14 protein-coding genes, 1 pseudogene and 1 riboswitch are annotated in these 21,068 nt (G+C 63.4%); of the genes and pseudogenes, 11 read left to right on the forward strand and 4 right to left on the reverse strand.

From position 1 onward, the window contains the following. Window position 1 precedes the first annotated feature (1 nt). The 3 genes from GGD53_RS11300 to GGD53_RS11310 are packed head-to-tail and all read right to left on the reverse strand — an operon-like array spanning window position 2 to window position 2,757. Entirely contained in the window at window positions 2-811 is an 810-nt protein-coding gene (locus GGD53_RS11300) for an ABC transporter ATP-binding protein (RefSeq protein ID WP_184455893.1), read from the reverse strand. Next, window positions 808-1,626: an ABC transporter permease gene (locus tag GGD53_RS11305; protein ID WP_184455895.1), complete on the reverse strand. Its 819-nt coding sequence runs from the start codon at window positions 1,624-1,626 to the stop codon at window positions 808-810. The genes GGD53_RS11300 and GGD53_RS11305 overlap by 4 nt, the downstream gene beginning before the upstream one ends. A 57-nt stretch (window positions 1,627-1,683) precedes the next feature. Beyond that, a complete protein-coding gene (locus GGD53_RS11310) occupies window positions 1,684-2,757 on the reverse strand; it encodes a putative urea ABC transporter substrate-binding protein (protein WP_184455897.1) in 1,074 nt (357 codons plus the stop codon). A 74-nt stretch (window positions 2,758-2,831) separates the two neighbouring features. Further along, window positions 2,832-2,943, reverse strand: a riboswitch (guanidine-I (ykkC/yxkD leader). A 419-nt stretch (window positions 2,944-3,362) separates the two neighbouring features. Here GGD53_RS11310 and GGD53_RS11315 point away from each other — a divergent pair. From GGD53_RS11315 to GGD53_RS31635, 3 genes and pseudogenes are all read left to right on the forward strand, one after another. Continuing rightward, window positions 3,363-5,951, forward strand: a complete 2,589-nt coding sequence (locus tag GGD53_RS11315; RefSeq protein WP_184455900.1) for a caspase family protein — start codon at window positions 3,363-3,365, stop codon at window positions 5,949-5,951. A gap of 23 nt (window positions 5,952-5,974) precedes the next feature. Beyond that, complete coding sequence (locus tag GGD53_RS11320; RefSeq protein WP_184455902.1) at window positions 5,975-6,310, forward strand: hypothetical protein; 336 nt, start codon at window positions 5,975-5,977, stop codon at window positions 6,308-6,310. 79 nt (window positions 6,311-6,389) lie between these two features. Continuing rightward, window positions 6,390-6,736 (forward strand): annotated as a pseudogene (locus GGD53_RS31635) (hypothetical protein); the annotation flags it as partial. A gap of 266 nt (window positions 6,737-7,002) precedes the next feature. Here the strand turns inward: GGD53_RS31635 and GGD53_RS11330 are convergent. Further along, window positions 7,003-8,607 (reverse strand): hypothetical protein, encoded by a 1,605-nt coding sequence (locus GGD53_RS11330; RefSeq protein WP_184455906.1) that lies wholly within the window; start codon window positions 8,605-8,607, stop codon window positions 7,003-7,005. A gap of 247 nt (window positions 8,608-8,854) precedes the next feature. Between GGD53_RS11330 and GGD53_RS11335 the strand changes: the two genes are divergently transcribed. From GGD53_RS11335 to GGD53_RS11370, 8 genes are all read left to right on the forward strand, one after another. Beyond that, a complete protein-coding gene (locus GGD53_RS11335; RefSeq protein WP_184455908.1) occupies window positions 8,855-9,445 on the forward strand; it encodes a hypothetical protein in 591 nt (196 codons plus the stop codon). 123 nt (window positions 9,446-9,568) lie between these two features. Beyond that, complete coding sequence (locus GGD53_RS11340) at window positions 9,569-9,946, forward strand: hypothetical protein (protein ID WP_184455910.1); 378 nt, start codon at window positions 9,569-9,571, stop codon at window positions 9,944-9,946. 211 nt (window positions 9,947-10,157) lie between these two features. Further along, window positions 10,158-12,119, forward strand: coding sequence for a DUF4384 domain-containing protein (locus tag GGD53_RS11345; protein ID WP_184455912.1), 1,962 nt, complete (start codon window positions 10,158-10,160; stop codon window positions 12,117-12,119). Window positions 12,120-12,140: 21 nt separating this feature from the next. After that, the gene (locus GGD53_RS11350; RefSeq protein WP_184455914.1) at window positions 12,141-13,757 is read left to right on the forward strand and encodes a caspase family protein; all 1,617 of its coding nucleotides are present in this window, start codon (window positions 12,141-12,143) and stop codon (window positions 13,755-13,757) included. Next, window positions 13,754-16,300 (forward strand): trypsin-like serine protease, encoded by a 2,547-nt coding sequence (locus GGD53_RS11355; protein ID WP_184455916.1) that lies wholly within the window; start codon window positions 13,754-13,756, stop codon window positions 16,298-16,300. Before GGD53_RS11350 ends, GGD53_RS11355 begins: the two co-directional genes overlap by 4 nt. A 14-nt stretch (window positions 16,301-16,314) precedes the next feature. After that, on the forward strand, window positions 16,315-17,496 hold the full coding sequence (locus tag GGD53_RS11360) for a serpin family protein (RefSeq protein ID WP_184456157.1): 1,182 nt from the start codon (window positions 16,315-16,317) through the stop codon (window positions 17,494-17,496). A gap of 41 nt (window positions 17,497-17,537) precedes the next feature. Beyond that, entirely contained in the window at window positions 17,538-19,943 is a 2,406-nt protein-coding gene (locus tag GGD53_RS11365) for a protein kinase domain-containing protein (protein ID WP_184455918.1), read from the forward strand. Window positions 19,944-20,236: 293 nt separating this feature from the next. Beyond that, entirely contained in the window at window positions 20,237-20,989 is a 753-nt protein-coding gene (locus GGD53_RS11370) for an NYN domain-containing protein (RefSeq protein WP_184455920.1), read from the forward strand. Window positions 20,990-21,068 lie beyond the last annotated feature (79 nt).

Below are 21,068 nucleotides of genomic sequence, written 5' to 3' on the forward strand. Positions count from 1 at the left end.
CTTATGATGCCAGGTCGTCCCGGCTGTGCCCCAGGGAAGCGACCGGGCCGTCCCGGTCGGGGCTGAAAATCGATGGCTGGCCGGCAAGGCGCGGCGGCCAGATGGCAATATCCTTGGTGATGGTGGCGCCGTAACGCTCTTTCTCCTCCGGCCGGTCGCGGCGACGTTCGAAGGCAACGACGCGGCTTGCGAGCGTGAAGGCCTCGCGCATGTCATGGGTAACCATGACGACGGTCATCTGCGTTTCGTGCCAGAGCCGCTTCATCAGCGTGTGGATTTCGGCGCGGATGCCGGGATCGAGCGCGCCGAAGGGTTCATCGAGCAGCAGCACCTTCGGCTTCATGATCAGCGCCTGGGCGAGCGCCAGGCGCTGCTGCATGCCGCCGGAAAGCTGGGCCGGATATTTGTTCTCCGAACCGGCGAGCCCGACCTCGGCAATCAACCGGCGCGCTTCTTCGATCGCGTTGCGGCGGGCGGTGCCGAAAAGCCTGGCCTTGTAGCGCGCATCGGAAAATTCCTTGCCGAGCAGCACGTTGCCTAGCACCGTCAGGTGCGGAAAGACGGAATAACGCTGGAAGACGACGCCGCGATCCGGGCCTGGCTCCGACGGCAGAGGCTCGCCGTCGAGCAGGATCTTGCCCTTCGTCGGCTGCTCCTGGCCGAGCAGCATGCGCAGGAAGGTGGTCTTGCCGCAGCCGGAAGGGCCGACGAGGGCGACGAAGGCGCGCGAGGCGACGGTCAAGGACACGTTTTCGAGTACGATCTGGTCGCCATATTCCTTCCAGACCCTTTCGATCTTCAGCTCGCTCATGCCTGCTTCTCCAGCTCCGACCAGGGGAAGACGACGATGCGCAGGCGATCGAGCAGGGCGTTCATGACCACGGCGAGCAACGTGATCCAGACGACATAGGGGAAGATGATATCCATCGACAGATAGCGGCGGACGAGAAAGATGCGGTAACCGAGGCCGGAATCCGACGAGATTGCTTCGGCGGCGATCAGGAACAGCCAGGCCGGGCCGAGCTGCAGTCTGAGGCAGGTGATCAGCCGTGGCAGGATCTGCGGCAGCACGACGCGCAATCCGATCTGCCAGGAGGAGCCGCCGAGCGTCTCGGCCTTGACGATCTGTTCGCGCGGCAATTCCAGCGCCTTCAGCGCCAGGTCACGGATCATCGTCGGCGCGACGCCGATGACGATAAGCGCGATCTTCGACGTCTCGCCGAGCCCCATGACGGTGAAGAGGATCGGCAGCAGCGCCAGTGGCGGCACCATGGAGATGACGGCGACGAAGGGGGAAAGCAGCGCTCTGAGATAAGGCAGCATGCCGATCAGCATGCCGATAACAAGCGCGATCGCTGTCGAGATGCCAAGGCCGGAGAGCAGGCGGATGAGGCTCGCGCCCGTGTCCGACCAGAGCAGAAACTCGCCGGTACGCGGGTCGGCGACGAAGGCCAGACGGTTGATCGCGTCGGCAAAGCCGGCAAGGCTCGGCAGAAGCTTGTCGTTGGCGTTGTCAGCCAGTCTCGCCGCCGAGCCGAAGGCATAGGCAAGGGCGAGCAGCACGAAGGGCAGCATCGTCAAGGCGAACTGGGCGCCCCGGCTCGGCCTCGTGTTGATCCAACGCATGGGAAATGCTCCGCTGATGAAGGGGAGGGAGCGCGGGCAGACCGCGCCCCTTTGCGATCAGAGCGAACCGTCGGCGGCGGCCTTCATATAGGCCTCGGTGAAGCGCAGCTTCACGTTGCCGGTGTCACCCAGCACCTTGCCATCCGGCATTTCGATGCCGATGACGTCGGCGGATGGCGCGCCATTGCCGAGCAGTCCCTTCTCGAAGAGGAAGTTGCGCACCAGATCCATGGTCTTCGGCAGGCTGGGCGAAGCGGTGAAGGCAACGGCATCGGCCGGCTTGTCGAAGAGCTTGGTGGCGGCAAGTTGGGCCTCGAAGCCGGAAAGATCGGTGCCGGAAGCCGAGCCCATGGCCTCGCGGGCGGCCTTGCCCTCGGCGCTGTCTGCCCGCAGCAGAGCTGCCGTCTCATACCAGATGCCGGCAAGCGCCTTGCCGAAGTTCGGATTGTCCTTCAGCACGCCGCTATTGGCGACCATCAGGTCGATGATTTCGCCCGGCACTTGCGAGCTGTCGAAAACCTTCTTGGCCGAGGGATCTTCGAGGATGGTGGAAACCAGCGGATTCCAAGTGACGACGGCTGTGACATCAGGTGTCTTATAGGCGGCGACCATGTCGGCATCCGATGTGTTGACCACCTTCACGTCGCGCTCCGCCAGCTTGATGCTTTCGAGCGCGCGCGCGAGCAGATAGTGCGAGACCGAGAACTCGACGAGGTTGACGTTCTGGCCCTTGATATCGGCAAGGCTCGCCTTGTCCTTCAGGATCACGGCGTCATTGCCGTTCGAAAAGTCGCCGACGATCACGGCCGTCGTGTCAACGCCGCCGGCGGCCGGGATCGACAGCCCATCCATATTGGTCAGCGTCACCGCATCGAAGGCGCCCGCCGTGTACTGGTTCATCGATTCCACGTAGTCGTTGAACTGTGTGACCTCGATCTTGATGCCGTATTTGTCAGCCCATTTCTTGACGATGCCGTGGTCGGCCGCGTAGCCCCAAGGCATCCAGCCGACATAGATGGACCAGGCCACCTTGAATTCGCTCTTCTGTTCCGCCTCTGCGACGGAAGCAAGCCCAAGCATCAGCGATAGCGCCAGCGCTGTGGCGGAAACAATCTTCGAAAAAGTCTGCATTGAAATTCCCCTTCTGCTTTTCTTCAAAAGGGATCGGCAAAGACCATCGTGCCACCAATCCCTTGGCTTACGAGGTCTCCCGGGCTTTTGTCCCGCCGTGCACCCGGCGGGATTTCTCCTCCGCCGGTGGTGGCTCTCGGACCAGCCGCGCTTCAGAAAAGCGCCGGAACCCTAGCCACCAACTCAGCAAATTACCTGCAAGAGGTGTGCCACCTTATAACCGTTTGATTCTTTTAGCCCCTGGTCCTTGGCTGCCTATTACTGTGTACACTTTGCGGCATTTGCCGAATTTTTGAGCAGCAATCGGCGAGGCCATCCGATCAACGTCGGTTCTTTCGCGGGCACATACGGTGCGACGGCACCGTGTCTGTCCTTGACTGGGCTGGAACGGGTTTTTGCTTGCATCGATCACATTCGGGCAGCCCTCCATCTGCATAAGCCCCGGTAAAGGTTCAGATTTACTGATGGTTGACCCTTGACGATACATTTTTTGGAAGCCCTCCAATTGCCTTGGAAGTAACCAAACTTGCTTTTTTACAGTCGCAGGAATATTTTTATTCGGCCGGTCAATACATCGTCCAACCAGTACTATCTGCGGTGGAGCTATGCCCGAGTTTCACGGAAAGAACCGCCTTGCGGCTATATTGCTGATCTTCTTGGCAGCAGTGGTTTTTCTCGGGCTTGAACGGCCCGCTGTCGCCACATCCGGTGACCAGGATGGCCGGCGGATCGCCTTGATCGTCGGCAACTCCGTTTATAAGACGCTGCCCTCATTGCCCAATCCTGCCAATGACGTCCAGGAAGTCGCGAACACGCTGCGCAGGGCCGGTTTCGACGTGACGATCGGCATTAATGTCGACCGCATCGGTCTTGAGAATACGGTGCGCAGCTTCTTGCGCTCGGCCAATAATGCGGAGGCCGGTCTCATCTATTATTCCGGCCACGGCATCCAGGTCGGCGGACAGAATTTCCTCGTGCCGGTCGATGCAACGCTGGAAACGCCCTATGACGTCGAGACGCAGACCATGCCGCTCGACCTGATCTTGAACCATCTCAAGCAGAATTCGCGCGTGCAGCTTATCTTCCTCGATGCCTGCCGCAACAACCCGTTCAATACGCAGAAATTCTGGATGGCGGAAAAGCTGGAACCGGTCGGCGCGACGCGCGGGCTGGCGCGCATCGACAGCGATCTCGGCAGCCTGATCGCCTTCTCGACGGAGCCGGGCCAGGTTGCGCTCGATGGCGAGGGGGCGCTGAGCCCTTATTCCGAATCCTTCATCAAACGCGCCAGCGAGCCGAACAAGGAAATCCGCCAGGTCCTGACCGATGTGCGCCGCGACGTGATCGCCATGACCAATGGCAAGCAGGTCCCCTGGGAAAATTCCTCGCTGATGGACAGCTTCTATTTCATCCCGGCGCCGCCGCCGCCGAGCGTCGAGCCGATGCAGCAGGTGAGCGTGCCGGAGGGGGCGGCCGCGACCCAGCTGCCGATCGCCCCGCCGCATGACGAAACCGGCTCGGCGCTGCTCGTTACGCTCAACCAGCTTCCGCAGACCGGCAAGCTCATTTTCGACGGCAAGCCGGTGGAGCAGGGCGCCAAGCTGTCGGCCGCGGCGCTGACGGCGCTGAGCTATGATTCATCGGGCGTTGCCGCCGGGACGATCGGCCTGATCGGCTATACGGTCAGCGATCCCTATGGCCAGGCGACCCAGGGCGTCGTCGCCATCACCGTCTCGGCCGATGCCGGCGCCAAGCTCGCCCAGCTCGAACAGGAGAAGCAGGCGCGGCTTGCCGATGCCGGCGCCTATCTGAAAGCGCTGCCGCGCGACGTCGACACGACGATCGGCGTCGGCCCCGTCGAAGCCCGCCTGCCTGAAGTACCCGCATCGGCCGCCGAGATGACCTTCAAGGTCGCGGCCCTGCCCGAAAAGGGCACGCTGCGCGCCGGCGACCGGGTGATCGGGCCCGGCCACGTGCTTGAAGCCGCCGATATTCCTGCACTTTCCTACGAGCCGCAGATCGGCACCGAAAACCAGCCCTTCGCGCTGACGCTGCAAGCCGCCAACGACGACCTGCAGCCCGCCACCGTCACCTTCAAACCGACGCTCAACGACTGCGATACCGCAGCCGCCGCCCCCCTCGATCTGCAAGGTGTGACCGCTGGCAAACTCCCGAATGAAATCGATCCCGCCGTCGCGCTGCCTGCCTGCGATGATGCGGTGAAGGCCTATCCCGGCGTTGCCCGCTTCGTCTATCAGCTCGGCCGCGCCCAGCTTGCCAACCGCGACGCCAAGGCAGCCTTTGCGACGATCAAGAAGGCGATGGATGCCGGCCATGTCAGGGCGATCCACCACCTTTCGAGCATGTACGAAATTGGTGCTTCAGTACCGCGCAACGTCGAAAAGGCTGCAGAGATCGTCCAAGCGGCAGCCAAGAAAGGCGACCCTTACGCGTTGCACAGCCTCGGGAACGATTTGTATTATGGCCGTGGCATCAAAGCAGACCAGCAGCAAGGATTACGCCTGATGCTGCAGGCTGCCGATCTCGGCCATACCTACGCCATGAATGCTCTCGGCTATATCTTTCTCAATGGCGTCAAGGTTCCGGCCGATCCGGAGCGCGGCATTCGCTTCTACGAGGCAGGCGTCGAGCGTAACGACATCTATTCCCAGAACAATCTCGCGCTAGTCTACCGCTTTGGAAAAGGCGCGCCGCAGGATCTTCCAAAGGCGCTCGATTTATTCACGCGGGCAGCAGAGGGTGGTCAGCCCTATGCTCCGGCAAATCTCGGGCGCATGTACCGCGATGGTGTCGGCGTCGCGGCGGACAAGGCAGAAGCACTAAAATGGCTGGAGATAGGCGCAGAACGTGGCGACTATTGGGGAGCTTTCGACCGCGCGAAACTGGCCAAAGATGACGGCGTTGACCCCGACAGCATTGTGATCGCGGCACGCTATTTTGCGCTGGCGATGGCGGTAAACAGGCCAGGCAGCGGCGATCCGAAGAACCAGGCCCTGGCGGAACTCAAGGCCTTGCCTGACGCTGCGAAGAAAAAGGCGGAAGGAATTTTCGCCACGGAGCTAACTGCTCAGGAACAAAAGGCCCTTCCGAAAGCCAAATCACTGAACGACAGACTCATCCAGCTCGCCAAGGCGACATGGGTAAAGCGAAATCCGAGGTACGATCTCTTCTGAACGGCGGTATGGGGGCGCCTTATATGAATAGCAATCAAACCATCCGAGTCCTATTGTGCTCGACGTTCATCGTTGGCTCCGGCGCAATCCTGCAAAGTTGCATCTTCGACCCAAGCGCCAGGACACTTTTCACCAGTGAAGAGCCGGCTGCCAATAAACAGCCGACGGTAAAACGAACGCCCACCGTCAAAAAGGTAACAGCAAGAAGCAATGAACCGGCTTTTGTGCGTTCTGAAAACGGATCCGGCGGAAATTCCAGTTCTGGCGGCGGCATGGGCGGCGGCGACAGTGGTGGTGGCGGTGGCGGCTCTAGTGGCGATGGCGGCAATGGCGGCGATGGCGGCGGCAGTTGGCATTAGGGACAGGTTACGGTCGGCGTCCATTTTAGCTAATATTTTGTTCAGAATTCGTCTCTTCGTGGCTCAAGGCCTGAGACTCAGCGTCGCGACGCTGTCCTGCGCGATAACCTACGGCTGGGCGACCATTGCCTTCGGCCCTCGTTTTTCCAACCTAACCCATCACGGCATCACGGCCTATGTCTCGAAGAACATCTCCTGGTGTCTGTTTGCGGCCCCGAGCTTTGTCGCCAGCGGGTTTGCCGAAGGACTTGCGCGGGCCCCGGCATGCTGGCGATCGTCAGTCTCATCTACCTCATGCGCGCCCGCGCCAAAGAGCGCATGCTGAGCCGGGATCCCGCATATCAGGACTATGCCGCGAACGTCACGGCGCATGGGCTTTTAGCGATGGCGAAGCGTCGTCTGGCGCCGACGGCGCCACGCGTCTGAAGACCCGCGGGATGTAGGCGAGGGTGAGTTTGGCGGAACAGCGTCCCCCACTCCGTCGTCCTCGGGCTTGACCCGAGGACTCATGCCGCGGCTGCTGGTGGGTGCCGTGTGGATGCTTGGCTCAAGGCCGAGCATGACGGAGGACGAGGTGGGCGGACGTGGCAAACGTGAAACCCACGTCAGGACTGTGGTCCGCATGCCTCAGACAGCGGCGGCCGCTATAATACTTTGAATGCAGCAGACAGCCGACACGACGCTTCCGCCCTTCAGCCCTCCAACCCCTTGAAGCGCACCGGCTGGTAGCCGCGCAGCAGCAGGCTGCCGAGCGAGTAGGTATTGCGGCAGACGCGGCCCTTGCAGGCATTGGGGGTCGCCTCCATCACCTCCACCTTGCGGTCGTCGGTGAAGCGCATGAACAGCATCACATGCGAACCCGGCCGGTTCAGCGCGTCGCCCGGCTGCAGCGACCAGGGATCGGCAAGCCGCCTGGTAATGCCCGGGATCGCCCGCGTCGAGACATGCATCTTCAGACCCCAGGCTTCGCTGACGAAACCGGAGCAGTCGACGCCGAGAATGTTTGATTGCGGCGCGCTCTTGGTGCAGACGTTGCCGGCCGTCTGGCCGTCGACGACACCCTCGGTGAAGTCCTCGAGCGGCGTTTTGCAGCCCCAGCAATAGGGCACGCCCTTCACCGTCTGGCCGCGTTTTCCGAACAGGTAGATCGGCCGGCGCAGGCGGTTCATGTTGACGCAACCAGGTCCCGGATCCTTGCCGTAGGCCGCCGGCGTCACCAGCCAGTTCAGCGTCTCGAAGCCGATCGCCCGCTCGATCACGGCGCCGCGCGATTTCGGCAGGATGGCGACCTTAGGTCCCTTTTCGGGTTTGGCCGCAATTGCCGGCTTGGCCGGCCTGGCGACGGCAAGCTTGCGGCCCGGCTCGCGCCCCTCGAGTTTCAGCACCTGCGCCCGGCTCTCCCCAGAGCGCAGAAACAGCACGTCGCCGCGCGGGCCGATCGCCACGAAGCGCCTGGAAAAAACCGTGCCGGGTTCGATCGGCAGATCGTAGACGCGCTCCAGCACGCCGTTCGGCGTGAAGCGCACCACCAGCATGCCGGTCCGCTCCGGCCGGTCTGCGGGCACGAGTTCGACAAGCGCATAGGGTCTGCCCGTGGTGTCGATGTCGAGCAGTTCGACGGTGCCGATCCGGTTTTCCCCGGCGAGCTGAAGCGAGAGGAAATTCTCCTCCGAGCTCGCGCGCCGCAGCAGGATTTCCGCCTTGTCGTTTGCCGCCGAGACTTCAGCGATGATATCGCCGAGGCCGCGGCTCGGCACATATTGAACGACAGGCGGGCGGACTTGCGGCCGGCTGGTGCTGCGGCCGATCTCGTCGATGATGCTGTTCAGCGGACCGGGCGACACCGAGCCCATCGAGGCGAAGACCGAGCGGGTGTAGTCGTCGGCATCGCCGCCATCGAGGGCGCGCAGGGTCTGCGAGCGGCCATCGGCGCCAGGGGAGCGCTCGAGCGGCACGATGCCGTCAGACCAGAGGTAGAGTTCGTTGTGAACGACAGCGAGATCCTCCGGCGCCGCATTTTCGGGCAGCGGCAGGATCTCGGGATCGGCCTGCGAGCGTTCGCCGTCGACGGCGAGCACGCGGCCATTGTTCTGGTCGAGGATGTAGACGGTGCCGTCGTCGCCGACGGTGATCGCCGCCGGCCCGGATGCCTCGACCTCCTCATTGGCGGAGATGATGCCGACCGAGCGGGCGCCGTCGCCGCCCGGAAGCTCGATCATCACGGTGTCTTTTGCGAGGACAGGCCAAGCGATTGCGATCGCTGCGGCCATCAGAATATGCGAGCTTAAACTGCGCATTGCCGTGAACCCCGAAACAGGATCATTTTGGCCATGGGGCCCCAATCTGAAGCCTGTTCACAATTAGAGAGCGAGAGAATGATGTCGTCGGAAAACCGTTCACAACTTTCGGCATCATACCCCAAGTCCTTAAAATGTTAGGATAGAAGCGGCTCGTCAGCAAGGCGTGGCTTTCCAAACGATTTGGAGATCGGCGTCGGCAATAGTACAACTTCATCATCTTCAAGTTTTACTGGCAGGGAAGCCGATGCTGGACTGGAACGGTGACGAACTGGCGCTCGACGTCAGCCTGCTGGAGCAGGTGCGCGCGGCAAGGATCGACTTCTCTGATCGTGTCTGCGCCGCCTCGGCCAGCAAGGACGAAAAACATCTGGCGCAGCTGCGCTCGGAGCCGACCTATCTGATGGCCGAGTTTCTCTATTCGATGAAGGTCTTCGGCATCAACACGGCTGACGATATCGAGCGTTTCGCCGATCTGCACAATGATTACGTCGTGTCGCTCACCCGCGATCCGGCCAAGCTGCAGCGCCTCGGCCTTTCGCAGGATCGCGCGCTCGCCTCAATGTTCACCGCCGACACCAAGCCGCGGCTGATCCAGAACTGGGCGGAAAAATCAGGCGCCATCGATCAGTCCAATCTCGCCCGTTTCCTGGTCGCCGTCATGTCGAGCGAGACCTGCCGCAAGACGCTGATCGATTTCGAGACGGCCGGCTTCATGCAGCGCAAGCGCTCGCCCTATGGCACCATGGTGGTCTGGTCGACCGGCAGGATCGAGGAAATCTTCGGCGAAATGCTGCGCAACCTCCGCCTCGGCCTGCAGCAGCTGAAGATCCTCTGAGCTCTCTCCAGCCGATTTCAACCCTCCCAATCGATTGGCGCCGAGCGCCGTTGCCTTCCATCCGGCCTCTCCTTATTGTCCTTTTGTCGCGCGATGGCGCCCCCTTGGACGGATGTGACGACGATGACGAAATCCCGGCTCATAAGCTTGTCGATCGGCCTGCTGCTTTCGCTTGAGATGCCCGGGCTCGGGTTTGCCGGGCCGGTCGAGGATGCGCTGGCGGCGCGAAACCCCGCGCTTGCGACGCTGCGCCAGCATGATGAAAAGGCCTTTGCCGCCGCCGTTGCTATTATCGCCGACCATGAAAGCGCCGAGGGGCTGATACCGGGCCAGGGCAAGCTGCCGCAGACGACCTCGCCGGGCCGTGACATGGGCTCGGGCTCCGGCAAGGAATTCACATCGGACAATCCGGATATTCTCTGGCTCTACAATTCCTCGCCAGAGGGAATGAGCGACCTGATCTCGATTCTGAAATCCGCCGGCCAGAAGCCGAAGAACTAACGCCCTCACTCTAGTCCAGTCCGACTATAAACGGACGCCCGATATTGCCGGGCGTGAGTCTTGCCGCGTCTGTGCCTTCGCGCAATCTTCCCGGCTCCAAATAATTTGTAACCCTCCCTCAAGCAAGACAGCCAAAGCCATCCCAATTTCGCCGGTCAGTGCTATTCTCATCTTCAGCACAGTGTGAGATTGTTCGAAGGGGGAGGTTCCGATGCTCAGCCGCAAAGCCATCCTAGCCGCAGCCACATGTCTTTCGCTTTTTTCGCCGATCCCCGAGGTCGGGGCGCAGAACGAACGCACGCTGACGGAAGCGCCGGCTCAGACCGGGCCTGTCAGCATCACCTTCGATCGCGCCGAGGCGAGATACGCCGTCGGCGAAGTCGTCGGCCTGTTCATCCAGTCGAGCGAGAACGCCTATGTCACCGTGCTGAACGTCTCGCCGAACGGCTCCGTCACCAAGCTCTTCCCGAACAAGTACCAGACCGATGCCCTCGTCGCCGCCGGCAGGCGCGTGCAGGTGCCGGATCCGGCCAGCGGCGCCAGGCTGCAGGTGTCCGGCCCGGTCGGGCAGGAGCAGATCAAGGTCTTCTATTCCTCCAAGCCGCTGACCATCTTCGCCGATCTCGGCGGCAGCGGCAGCGGCATGTTCCGCTCGATCGACGGCGGCATGGATGCCGTCTCCCGCAGCCTCGAAGAAGCCCGCAGCCTCGGCACCAAGATCAGCAGCAAGACGCTGATGCTGACCACCGTCGACAGCACGGCGGCCCTGCCGCCCTCCGCCGTCCCGCCCGTCGCCGCCGTTCCCGCCGCAAAACCCGCGCCGGTCGAACAGGCGGCAAAGCCGCCCATCGCGCCGAAACCGCAAGCCGCTCCGAAGCCGAAGCCGGTCGTCAAACCCGAGGTCGCCAAGAAGCCCGAGGTGATCGAAAAACCGAAGCCCGCGCCGAAACCGGTCGAGCAGGCGACGACGCAGCCGCCGAAGAAATACAAGATCGTCACCAATCTGGCGCCCGGCCAGGAGCTCGCCGCCGACGAGCTGCAACTGATCGGCCCGGCCGACACCACCTCATCCACCCGGCCCAGCCAATATAAACAACCGAGCCAATATCAGCAGCCGTATAAGCAGCCGTCCCAGTCTGCGCAGACCAAGATGCCGAAACTGCCGATGCCGCAGATCAAGATGCCGCAATTCAAGCTTCCCGGCGGTTTCAGCATCAAGATGCCGCCGTTGAGCTTCGGCCGTTCGGCCGAACCCGGCCAGGCCGGCGAGGAGATCGAGGTCGCCAATGCCGATACGCCGGCCTGCAACGCCCTGCTCGACAAGCTGAACACCGCCGTTGCCGCCAAGGACATCCCGGCGGCCGCTACGCAAGCCGATGAAATCGCCGTCAGCGCCGATTGCGGTCAGTTCCAGGTGAACGCCCAGCGCCGCGTCGCAGCCCTGAGGCTCGCCGCCGCCCAGGAAATGATGGCCGCCGACAAGCCGGTCGCCGAGTATGAACCGCTGCTCGTCGCCGCCGACAGCCCGCAGGTGCTCTGGCAGGCCTCCGCCACGCTCGGCGAGATCTATTTCTCCGCACGCCGCTTCGCCGATGCCGCTGCCGATTACCAGCAGGCGATCGAGATCATCAAGAACGAGACCCGCACGCCGAAGGCGCCGCCGGCCGATACGATTTCCGATCTCATCCAGCGCGCCGCCCAGGCCCGCATCCTTGCCGCCAATCCCACCAGCGACAATCCGCAGGGCAGCTTCGTGCCGGCCGAGAAGGATCACCGCAGCGGCGTCCTCGGCGGCATCTATTCGGAGAATGTGCGCGGCATCGTGCCGGTCTCCATCCCGGTGCCGATCACCTTCGATTTCGACAAGTCGACCTTCACCTCGATCGGCACGGAGGCTGCTGAGGAATTGCTGGAAGCGCTGAAGGAGCAGAAGCCCGGCCGCATCATCCTCATCGGCCATACCGATCGCAAGGGCGGCGACGATTATAATAAGAAGCTCTCCGAGCGCCGCGCCCAGGCGGTTGCCGATTTCCTGAAGAACCACGGCATCGACGCCACCATCGACGCCGAAGGCCGCGGCGCCTCCGAGCCGGTTGACGTGACCGCCACCGCCAACCTCACCGAAGACGATATCGACGCGCTCAACCGCCGCGTCGAATGGCGCCGCGAATAGAGGGGCGAGGGGGAACCGGCCATGTCCACATTCGCTCCCATGGCCGCCGCACTCGCCCTTCTTGCCCTGGCGGGCACCGATGCCCTTGCCAGGACGATCGAAGCTCCCGAGCGCGGCACGGTCAGAGCCGTCCTGATCGGCATCGATCTCTATCGTAATGTCCCGCCGCTGCACGGCGCCGTCGCCGATGCCGAGGATCTTTCCCTGTCGCTGCGCTCCCTCGGCGTCGAGGACATGACGCTGTTGAAGAACGGCGCTGCCGACCGCCAGGGCATCTTCGATGCGATCGGCGCCGTCACGGACAGGGCCGGCGAGGGCGATCTCGTCGTGCTCGGCATCGCCGGCCACGGATCGAGCGAGCCGGAGCGCGTCAAAGGCTCCAAACCGAGCGGCCGCGACGAGGTCTATGTGCTGGCCGGCTTCGATACGAGGCTGCCGGGATCGCGCGAGCGTATCTTTGGCGACGAATTCAAGGTGCTGATCCACAAGCTGGAGGAAAAAGGCGCCGAGGTCCTGTTCATCGCCGATACCTGCCATGCCGGCGGCATGACCCGCAACGTCGATCCGCGCGGCGCCGAGATCACCTGGCGCCAGGCGCCGTCCTATACGATCGAGGAGGATGACCTCGCGCCGATTTCGACGACGTCAGACGCCCTGTCCACCGGCTTCGATTACCAGCGGCTGACCTTTCTTGCCGCCGTCGACGACCATACCAAATCGCCGGAGATTTCGATTCCCGGCATCGCTGAGAAGCGCGGGGCGCTGAGCTATGCCACCGCCCGCGCCTTCGAAGGCGCGGCCGACCGCAACGGCGACGGCACTGTGACCCGCCGCGAGCTGTTCGAATATGTGCGCCAGTCGGTCTATCAGTTCACCGACCAGCGGCAGAACATCTTCACGCAAAGCTCGCCTGGGGCGGATCTCGACCACGCCATCGTCTATGCCTATGACACGGCAGGCCCGGCGGAAGCGCAGACATCGAACGTGCCGCAACCGCCGCCCGAGCCTGCCCCGATCACCGTCGCCGCCCTCGGTTCCGAGCCGGTACTGCAGGGTATCGATTCGGCCGTCACGCCGTTCAACTTGACGGACGGCGCCCATGCCGAACTCGTCTTCGATCCGCAAAAGCGCGAGGCGATCGCCGGCGGCGATGTCGTCGCCTCCGAAGTCGGCGGCGGCGACATGCCCTTCGTCGTCGACCGGATGGCCGCACTCGACACGCTGAAGCGGCTGTCGGAGATCAATCCGCAGACCGTGCGGGTGACACCCTCCGACAAAGTCCATCGTGACGGCGAGCGCGTCGGCGTCACGGTGTCCGATCTTGCCGGGCGCAAGCTCGTGCTTTTCGACGTCACCGGCGATGGCACCGTGCAGTTCCTCTATCCCGGCGACAGGGAAGCCGATGCCGAGATGTCCGGAACGTTCGATCTCGACCTTTCCGTCGTCGCCCCCTTCGGCACCGACCTGCTCGTCGCTGTCAGCTCCGATCAGCCGATGCCTGGTCTGGTGGAATTCCTGAAGCAGAACGACAGGCGCCGCACCGCCGGCAACATCGCCAGACATCTCGGCGAACTTCTGCCCGAGGGCGCACGCGTCGGATTTACGGTCCTCTATACCTCCGCCGGAGCCAGGCTATGAGCACGTCGATCAGCAGGGTCCTCAACATTGCGGCCGTCCTTCTGCTTCTGGCCACTCCCGCCTTGGCGCAGCAGGACACGGATTTTGCCGGCGAGGATGGCGGGCGGGTGATCGGCGGCCAAGCGGCGAAAAAAGGCGAATGGCCCTGGCAGGTGAAGATCCTGGCGCCCGATCCCGAGCAGCGCGGCCGCTTCGGCGGTCATTGCGGTGGCTCGCTGATCTCCTCGCGCTGGATCCTGACCGCCGCCCATTGCGTCACCAGCGGCCGCTCCGGCAAGCAGGATCTCTTCGCCCGCGACCTCCTGATCGTCGAGGGAAAGCAGAAGATCGACAAGGTGATCTCGGTCGACGGGCCGGACAAGCCGGGCCTCACCGTCGAAGACGTGATCATCCACGAAGATTTCGACCGCAAGGTCTTCGCCAACGACATCGCCCTGATCAAGCTTGCCGAACCCGCCGTCTCGAAGCCGGCAATCCTCGCCTCCGCCTCGGACGAGGCCGTGGAAAGCCCGGGCCACACCGCCGTCGTCACCGGCTGGGGCTATACCAAGGCCGATCACGGCTGGGATGACAAATACCTGCCGACCGAACTGCAGGAGGTCGAGCTGCCGCTCGTCTCGCGCGAGGATTGCCGCGCCGCCTATCGCGAGAGCTCGATGCGCATGAACCCGATCGACGAGCGCAATGTCTGCGCCGGTTACGCCGAGGGCGGCAAGGATGCCTGCCAGGGCGACAGCGGCGGGCCGCTGGTCGCGCAGCGCCCCGACAAGCGCTGGATCCAGCTCGGCATCGTCAGCTGGGGCGCCGGCTGCGCCGAGGCCGAACATTACGGCGTCTACACCCGCGTCGCCGCCTTCCGCGACTGGATCGCCGAGAAGACCGATGGCGACGTGCCGAACGCGCCCGACACCTCAGGCGCTTCCGCCGGCGACCAGGTGGCGGCGATCGACACCAAGCGCCGGCCTGCTGCGACCGGCCCGACGGCCGGGACGACGCAGAAACAGACGCCGGCCGATGAGCTCGACGCCAACCTTGCGATCACCACGCCGCCCGACGCCACGAAGGCGCCTGCGGTAACGACGGAGACTCCACCCGCCGCTTCGCCCGACGGCAACCAGCCCGAGGTTCAGGCCCCGGCTGCCGAGCTGCCGATCACCGTGCGTTCTCCCGGCGACCGCGCGCTGCTGATCGGCATCGACGATTATGAGATGCGCGAGGCGAAGCTGACGGGCTCGGTCGACGATGTGAAGGCGATGCAGCTCTTCCTCGTCAAGACGGTCGGCTACCGTCCCGAACAGATCCATATGCTCACCAACCGCAAGGCCAGCCGCGCGGCGATCCTTGCCGAAATCGACGACTGGCTGGTGCGCCAGTCTGAAGCCGGCAGCCGCGTCTTCCTCTATTTCAGCGGCCAGGGCTCCGAGGAAATGGGCGCCGAGGCGACGACGAGCCCGACGCTGGTTGCCGCCGATGCCAAGCTGGTGCGCGAGGGGGGCAAGGTGACCGTCACCAACCAGATCCGCGAGACCGAAATCGCCGCCCGGCTGAACAGCCTCAAGGACCGCCGTGTCACGCTGCTGATCGATGCCTGCCATGTCGGTCCCGGCAGCCGCAGTGCGGTGGCCGCACCCGCCGGCGGCACGGTGCGCTGCCTCGGCCCGGCACTGGCATCGCTGCAGCCGCCGAACCGCTCCGGCAAGGAAGCAAAATTCTCCTTCGGCGGCGAAACGGCGATGGTCTGGTCGGCGGTCAATGCCGGCCAATGGGCGCTGGTCGATACCGAGGCCAAACCGCCGCTCGGCGTCTTCACCCGCCGCTTCATCGAAGGCGTGGAGGAAGGGGTGGCGCGCGCTTCCGACAAGCCTGATGTCAGCAACGCCGCCCTGCTCGATTACGTCAGGCGCAAATCGGACGAATATTGCCGGGCGCATTCTGGGGACTGCCGCTTCACGCCGGTGCCGCAATTCTACGGCCTGCCGGACGCGCTCGGACGCGATGTCGTCACCGGCGAGGAGGCAAAGACGCCGGTCGCCGCCGTCGAAAACACGTTGAAGACCGACAATGAGGCGGGCGTTGCCGTCGACGTGCTGCCCGGCACCTCGGTCAGCATCGGCGACAAGGTGGCGATGCGCGTCTCCACCAAGAAATCAGGCTATCTGATCCTCGTCGATATCGACGCCGCCGGCAAGCTGACGCAGCTCTATCCGAACAAGCGCTCGATGGGCCTGAAACCGACGGCCAAGGGCGGCGACAACAGGCTCGATCCGGCACGGCCGGTGGTCGTGCCCGATGCCCGCAATCCCTATATCGGCTTCGAATATGTGGTGGAGGGGCCGGCCGGCGTCGGCATGGTCGTCGCCATCCTCAGCGACAAGCCGATCGAAGTGCTCGACCTGCCTGACGTGCCGACACCGCTCGTCGGCCAGCGCGCCGCCTTCAACTATGTCTACGACCTCGCCCGCAGCCTCAGGATCGTCGGCGACGACGAGACCGGCGTCCAGGGCAAATGGTCGTTCGATTCCAAATTCTATCGCATCCGCTGAAAGAGGAGCGAATGATGCCGAAATCCATTCTGCTGGTGGGCCTTGCTGCTTCCCTGATGGCGCTGGCGCCCGCCCATGCGGGCGATGCCGCCGATACCAGCGCTGTCCTTGCCGCCCAGGCCGGGCTTGCCGTCGACCTGATCGACCGCACGCTGGCGAAGGAGGGGGCGGCCAACATCATGGTATCGCCGGCAAGCCTTGCCGCTGCGCTCGGTCTCGCGAGCCTCGGCGCCTCGGACGCGGGCAAGGCGGCGATCGCCCGGGGGCTGGGTTTCGGCGATGCGGTCAATGGGCCGGAGAGGGTGCTCGACGAGATGAACCCGAAGACGCCGCCGGCGGCGGATGCGCCGCTCGCTTCAGGCGTTGCGATCGTCTTCGACGACAAGCTGGCGCTCGTCCCCGATGCGCTTTCCATGCTGGCCGGTCATCGCATCAAGCCATCGATCGAGGATCTCGACCAGGCCCAATCGGTCGAGCACATCAATGGCTGGGTCAGGCAGGCGACGCGCGACGCCATTCCGGCGATCCTCGAAACGCCGCCCGGCGGCGGCTTCATCAGCCTCGGAGCGCTTTCCTTCAAAGCCCGCTGGAAAACCGCCTTCGAGGAGAAGAGCCCGGCGGCGCCCTTCCGGCGGCCGGACGGCTCGACGGTCTCGGTGCCGATGATGCATCTTGCCGGCGACGGCCAGAAATTCCGCGTCGATGATCGTTTCGCAGCCGTCGACCTCGCCTATTCAGGCGAAACCTACCGTATGGTGGTGATCGCGGCGCGCTCGGAAAAGGGCGTCGGCGGCGCCGATCTCAAAACCCTTGCGTCCTGGCTTCAGGGGGAGAAATTCGAACCCGCCAAGGGCGAAATCTTCCTGCCCCGCTTTTCCCTCAACGACGGGCGTGATTTGATGCCGACACTCCACGCGATGGGCCTTTCGCCCGAAAAGGCGAGCGATGCGGCTTTTCCCGGGTTCACCACGGAAAACATCAGCTTGTCGCGGGTTCTGCAGAAGACGATGATCAAGGTCGATGAGAACGGCACTGAAGCGGCGGCGGCAACGGCCGTGGTCACGGAGCGCAGCATCGATCCGAAACTGGTGCGGGTGAGCGCCGATGCCCGTTTCGCCTTTGCGCTCCGCGATACGAAGACCGGCCTGTTTCTCGCCGCCGGCCTGATCGGCGATCCGCTTCTGGCGGGTGAATGACATCTGGTTTGATGAAGACAAAATGGCAGGGGGACACGTGCATGAGAAGTGATCTGATCGCCCGCTACACGATCGGCGAGCCGGTCTATGAAAACGAGTTCATCGTCTATCCGGCTCAGGACAAGCGGATGGATCGTTCGGTCTTCATCGTCGCGCCCGATGTGGCGCTGAAGCTGGACAAGGCGCGCTTCGAGCGGGTCTGGACCTCGGTCAACGAGGCCAAGTCGCTGACGGCGCGACGCTTCGTCGAAATCGAGGATCTCATCCCGCCGTCGCCGGAAGACGACAATTTCTACATCGTCGAGAAGCGGCCGTCGAAGACGCTGCACCAATATCTCGAGGAAACCGAGATGGTCGCCTATGACCGCGCCATCGAGATCGGCCGCCACATCCTCGAAGGGCTGGCGACGCTGCACGGGGCGGGTTACGCCCATAATGCCCTGACCGACCAGTGCATCTACGTGTCGGAGGATTATTCCGGCCTCTCGGTCAGGATCGGCAACCTGCACCTGATCTCCAAGATCGGCGAGCATATCATCCCGCCCTATGCGCCGGAATTCGGCGCGCCGGAGATCTATGCCAGCGGCACCTTCTCGGCTTCCGCCGCGCTCGACATCTATGCGATGGGCATGATCGCCTACAAGCTCTTCCTGCCGCGGCAGACCTATGCCAGCGTCTTCGACAGCGTCATGGTCTGGGAGGACGAGCACCAGCGCGAGCAGAGCTGGAAGAACATCCATCTCGACCCCTCCAATATCTTCCCGCGCCTCGACGTGCTGATCCCCGGTTTTCCCGAAGGTCTGGCCAGCCTGGTCGAGAGAATGCTGAGCCGCGACCCGGCCCAGCGCCCGCGCATGGGCGCCGATGCGCTCGGCGAATTCAGCCGTGTCACGACAGGCATCCAGCCGATGGCCTGGGATCCGCGCGGCGGCATGCCGCAACAGCCGGAAGCGCTGAAGCGGAAGAAATGGACGCTCGCGCATTTCTCGATGATCGGTGCGCTGCTCCTGATCTGCATCGGCGTCGGCGTCGTCACCATCCCGAAGCTGCTGCGCCCGGATCCCAAGCTCGTCGCCGATGTCGGCACCTGGAAGAAGGAGGCCGAAAGCCGCAGGGACAAAGCCATCGCCGCCAAGGCGCCTGAACGCCCCTCCGGCGACGAGGCGAGGCTCTCCTATGATGCCGGCGCCGCGGCGCTGACCGAGGCCAATGCCCTGCTCAAGGACGAAGACTATAAGAAGGCGCTTCCCGGCTATCAGAAGGCCGCCATCAGCCTCGGCAAATCGCTAATCACCATCGCGAAAGAAAATGCCGAAAAGGCCAAGTCTGCCGCTGCCGCCGCCGGCGGTGACAAGGCGCCGAGTTTCGCCGAGGCCGACAGCAAGATGAAGGCCGCAGCCGACAACGCCGCCGCCCAGCAGATGCACGGCGCGGTCGATAATTACGAGGCGGCGAGAACGGCTTACGACGATCTCGCCAAGGCGCTGACCGCGCTGACGGCGGCCGAAAAGGACGCTGCGGCAAAACGCGAAACCGTCACCCGCATCGGCGCCGGCGACAGCCCCGACGCCGCCAAGGCGAGCGGCCTGATGACGGAGGCGAAAGCCAAGGCCGAGCAATGGCAGCTGCCGGCCGCGACCTCGGGCTATGGCGACGCCGCCAAACTCTTCGCCGCGCTGATATCGGATGTCATGGCGGCCAAGGATGAGGCGACGGCGCTGAGGCAGAACGTCACCGATCTCCACGCCTCGCTGACGACACGCGCCGGGCCCGCAGATCCGACACTTGCCGCACTGGCGCCGAAACTCACCGAGGCCGATGGCCGCTACACCGCCGAGGCCTACAAGCTCGCCATCGCTTCCTACCAGCCGATCCTCACCGACCTCGAAGCGCTGTCGGCGCGCGGCTTCTGTCCGGTTGCACCGAATGTCGCCTTCGAGACCATTCCGGCCGGTAGCTATTCGCTTGACAATGTCCGGCTGATGACCTCGTCGCTGAAGGAGCTCGGCGGCATGCTCGGCGTCGCCAATGGCGCCGTGAAGGTCGAAAAATCCTTCTGCATGCAGGCGAAAGCGGTCACCCGCGCCGAGATGGCAGAGTATTACACCGCCAACTCCGACCCGGCCTCGGCCCAGGCCTATGCCGGCAATCCCGAGCAGCCGGCCGACGACGTGCCGCTCGCCGAGGCGCAGAACTATACCGCTTGGCTGTCGAAACAGCTGAACGCCCCCGTCCACCTGCCGTCGGCAACCGAATGGATGGCGAGCGCCGTCAAGCTGACGACGGAAAAACTGCCCGACAACGGCGACATCATCCTCCAATGGAGCGCCACCCCCTGCGAAGCCGGCGGCAACGTCGCCTTCATGGCGCAGGAAGGCTCCACCTTCGTCGTCTGCTCGGATGCTTCGGCCGGCGGCATTTTTCGGGTCAGTGCTGAGTTGAGGTGAGGGCGGCGACCTGGAAAATGAAAAGGGAGATTGGTGTGCCGCTGAACAACTGAGTGGGATGATTCCAGGATGGCGCGTCTCGTTCGGGAAGTGTCAGCGGGCCTTGCTCCCCCTTCTCCCCAGCGGGGAGAAGGTGCCCGTAGGGCGGATGAGGGGGCCACACGGCACACCATTCATGAGCCCATTAGCTGCTTCCATTCGCTCTAAACGATAGGCGATGCAACCGCTTGGTCGAAGGAACTACAGGTTAGCCAACTCAATTTTGGGCCCATCAATCACCACGGAGCTTCGACATGCCTGAACCACGCTCGCCACGCCTTGCGGTTCTTATCGATGCCGACAACGCCTCCGCGAAGATCGTTGACGGTCTATTCGAGGAAATAGCCAAGATTGGTGAAGCGAGCGTGCGGCGCATCTATGGCGACTTCGCCAATGCTCGCTCCAAGGCATGGATCGACGTCCTTGCAAAACACGCGATCATCCCTCAACAACAGTTTGCCTACACCACGGGTAAGAATGCGTCCGACATCACGCTGGTCATCGATGCGATGGACCTGCTCCATAGTGGCCGCTTCGACGGTTTCTGCTTGGTGTCATCGGATAGCGATTTCACGCGTCTCGCCTCACGCATCCGAGAACAAGGGATCGATGTCTTCGGCTTCGGGGAACAGAAGACGCCGGAGAGTTTCCGCCAAGCATGCCGGCGGTTTATCTACACGGAAAATCTGGCGCCTTCAGTCGTATCGAACGGAGCGGGCACCGTACAGGCCGCGTCTTCATTACGGCCGCCTAGCGCCGCAACGCCGATCATCAAAAGAGTAATCGCAGAGATGGAGACAGAGGATGGATGGATCCCGCTCGGCGCGGTTGGAGCCCGACTCGCCAATCTGGCATCTGACTTCGACCCACGGACGTTCGGATTCAAGAAGTTGAGCGATCTGATTAAGAAGACGAACTCCTTCGAGGTCGATCATGCCGAAGGCCGTCCGCTTCGAATCCGCCTGAAATCTGCGCCAACAAAAAGCAGCGTGAAGTCGGCAACCTAACGCATCGGCAGATAACGCGAGATTGGATCTTAGATCCGCCAGAAGCGCTCGCGGGTTTCAGCCGAAACATCGGAACGTC

This window comes from Rhizobium aethiopicum (assembly GCF_014197535.1).
Taxonomy (GTDB): Bacteria; Pseudomonadota; Alphaproteobacteria; order Rhizobiales; family Rhizobiaceae; genus Rhizobium; species Rhizobium aethiopicum_A.

Coding starts and splice junctions, on each gene's coding strand:
- GGD53_RS11300 (WP_184455893.1), bottom strand. CDS start 811: ATGAGCGAGCTGAAGATCGAAAGGGTCTGGAAGGAATATGGCGACCAG.
- GGD53_RS11335 (WP_184455908.1), top strand. CDS start 8,855: ATGCTGGACTGGAACGGTGACGAACTGGCGCTCGACGTCAGCCTGCTG.
- GGD53_RS11365 (WP_184455918.1), top strand. CDS start 17,538: ATGAGAAGTGATCTGATCGCCCGCTACACGATCGGCGAGCCGGTCTAT.
- GGD53_RS11315 (WP_184455900.1), top strand. CDS start 3,363: ATGCCCGAGTTTCACGGAAAGAACCGCCTTGCGGCTATATTGCTGATC.
- GGD53_RS11345 (WP_184455912.1), top strand. CDS start 10,158: ATGCTCAGCCGCAAAGCCATCCTAGCCGCAGCCACATGTCTTTCGCTT.
- GGD53_RS11305 (WP_184455895.1), bottom strand. CDS start 1,626: ATGCGTTGGATCAACACGAGGCCGAGCCGGGGCGCCCAGTTCGCCTTG.
- GGD53_RS11310 (WP_184455897.1), bottom strand. CDS start 2,757: ATGCAGACTTTTTCGAAGATTGTTTCCGCCACAGCGCTGGCGCTATCG.
- GGD53_RS11355 (WP_184455916.1), top strand. CDS start 13,754: ATGAGCACGTCGATCAGCAGGGTCCTCAACATTGCGGCCGTCCTTCTG.
- GGD53_RS11340 (WP_184455910.1), top strand. CDS start 9,569: ATGACGAAATCCCGGCTCATAAGCTTGTCGATCGGCCTGCTGCTTTCG.
- GGD53_RS11350 (WP_184455914.1), top strand. CDS start 12,141: ATGTCCACATTCGCTCCCATGGCCGCCGCACTCGCCCTTCTTGCCCTG.
- GGD53_RS11330 (WP_184455906.1), bottom strand. CDS start 8,607: ATGCGCAGTTTAAGCTCGCATATTCTGATGGCCGCAGCGATCGCAATC.
- GGD53_RS11370 (WP_184455920.1), top strand. CDS start 20,237: ATGCCTGAACCACGCTCGCCACGCCTTGCGGTTCTTATCGATGCCGAC.
- GGD53_RS11320 (WP_184455902.1), top strand. CDS start 5,975: ATGAATAGCAATCAAACCATCCGAGTCCTATTGTGCTCGACGTTCATC.
- GGD53_RS11360 (WP_184456157.1), top strand. CDS start 16,315: ATGCCGAAATCCATTCTGCTGGTGGGCCTTGCTGCTTCCCTGATGGCG.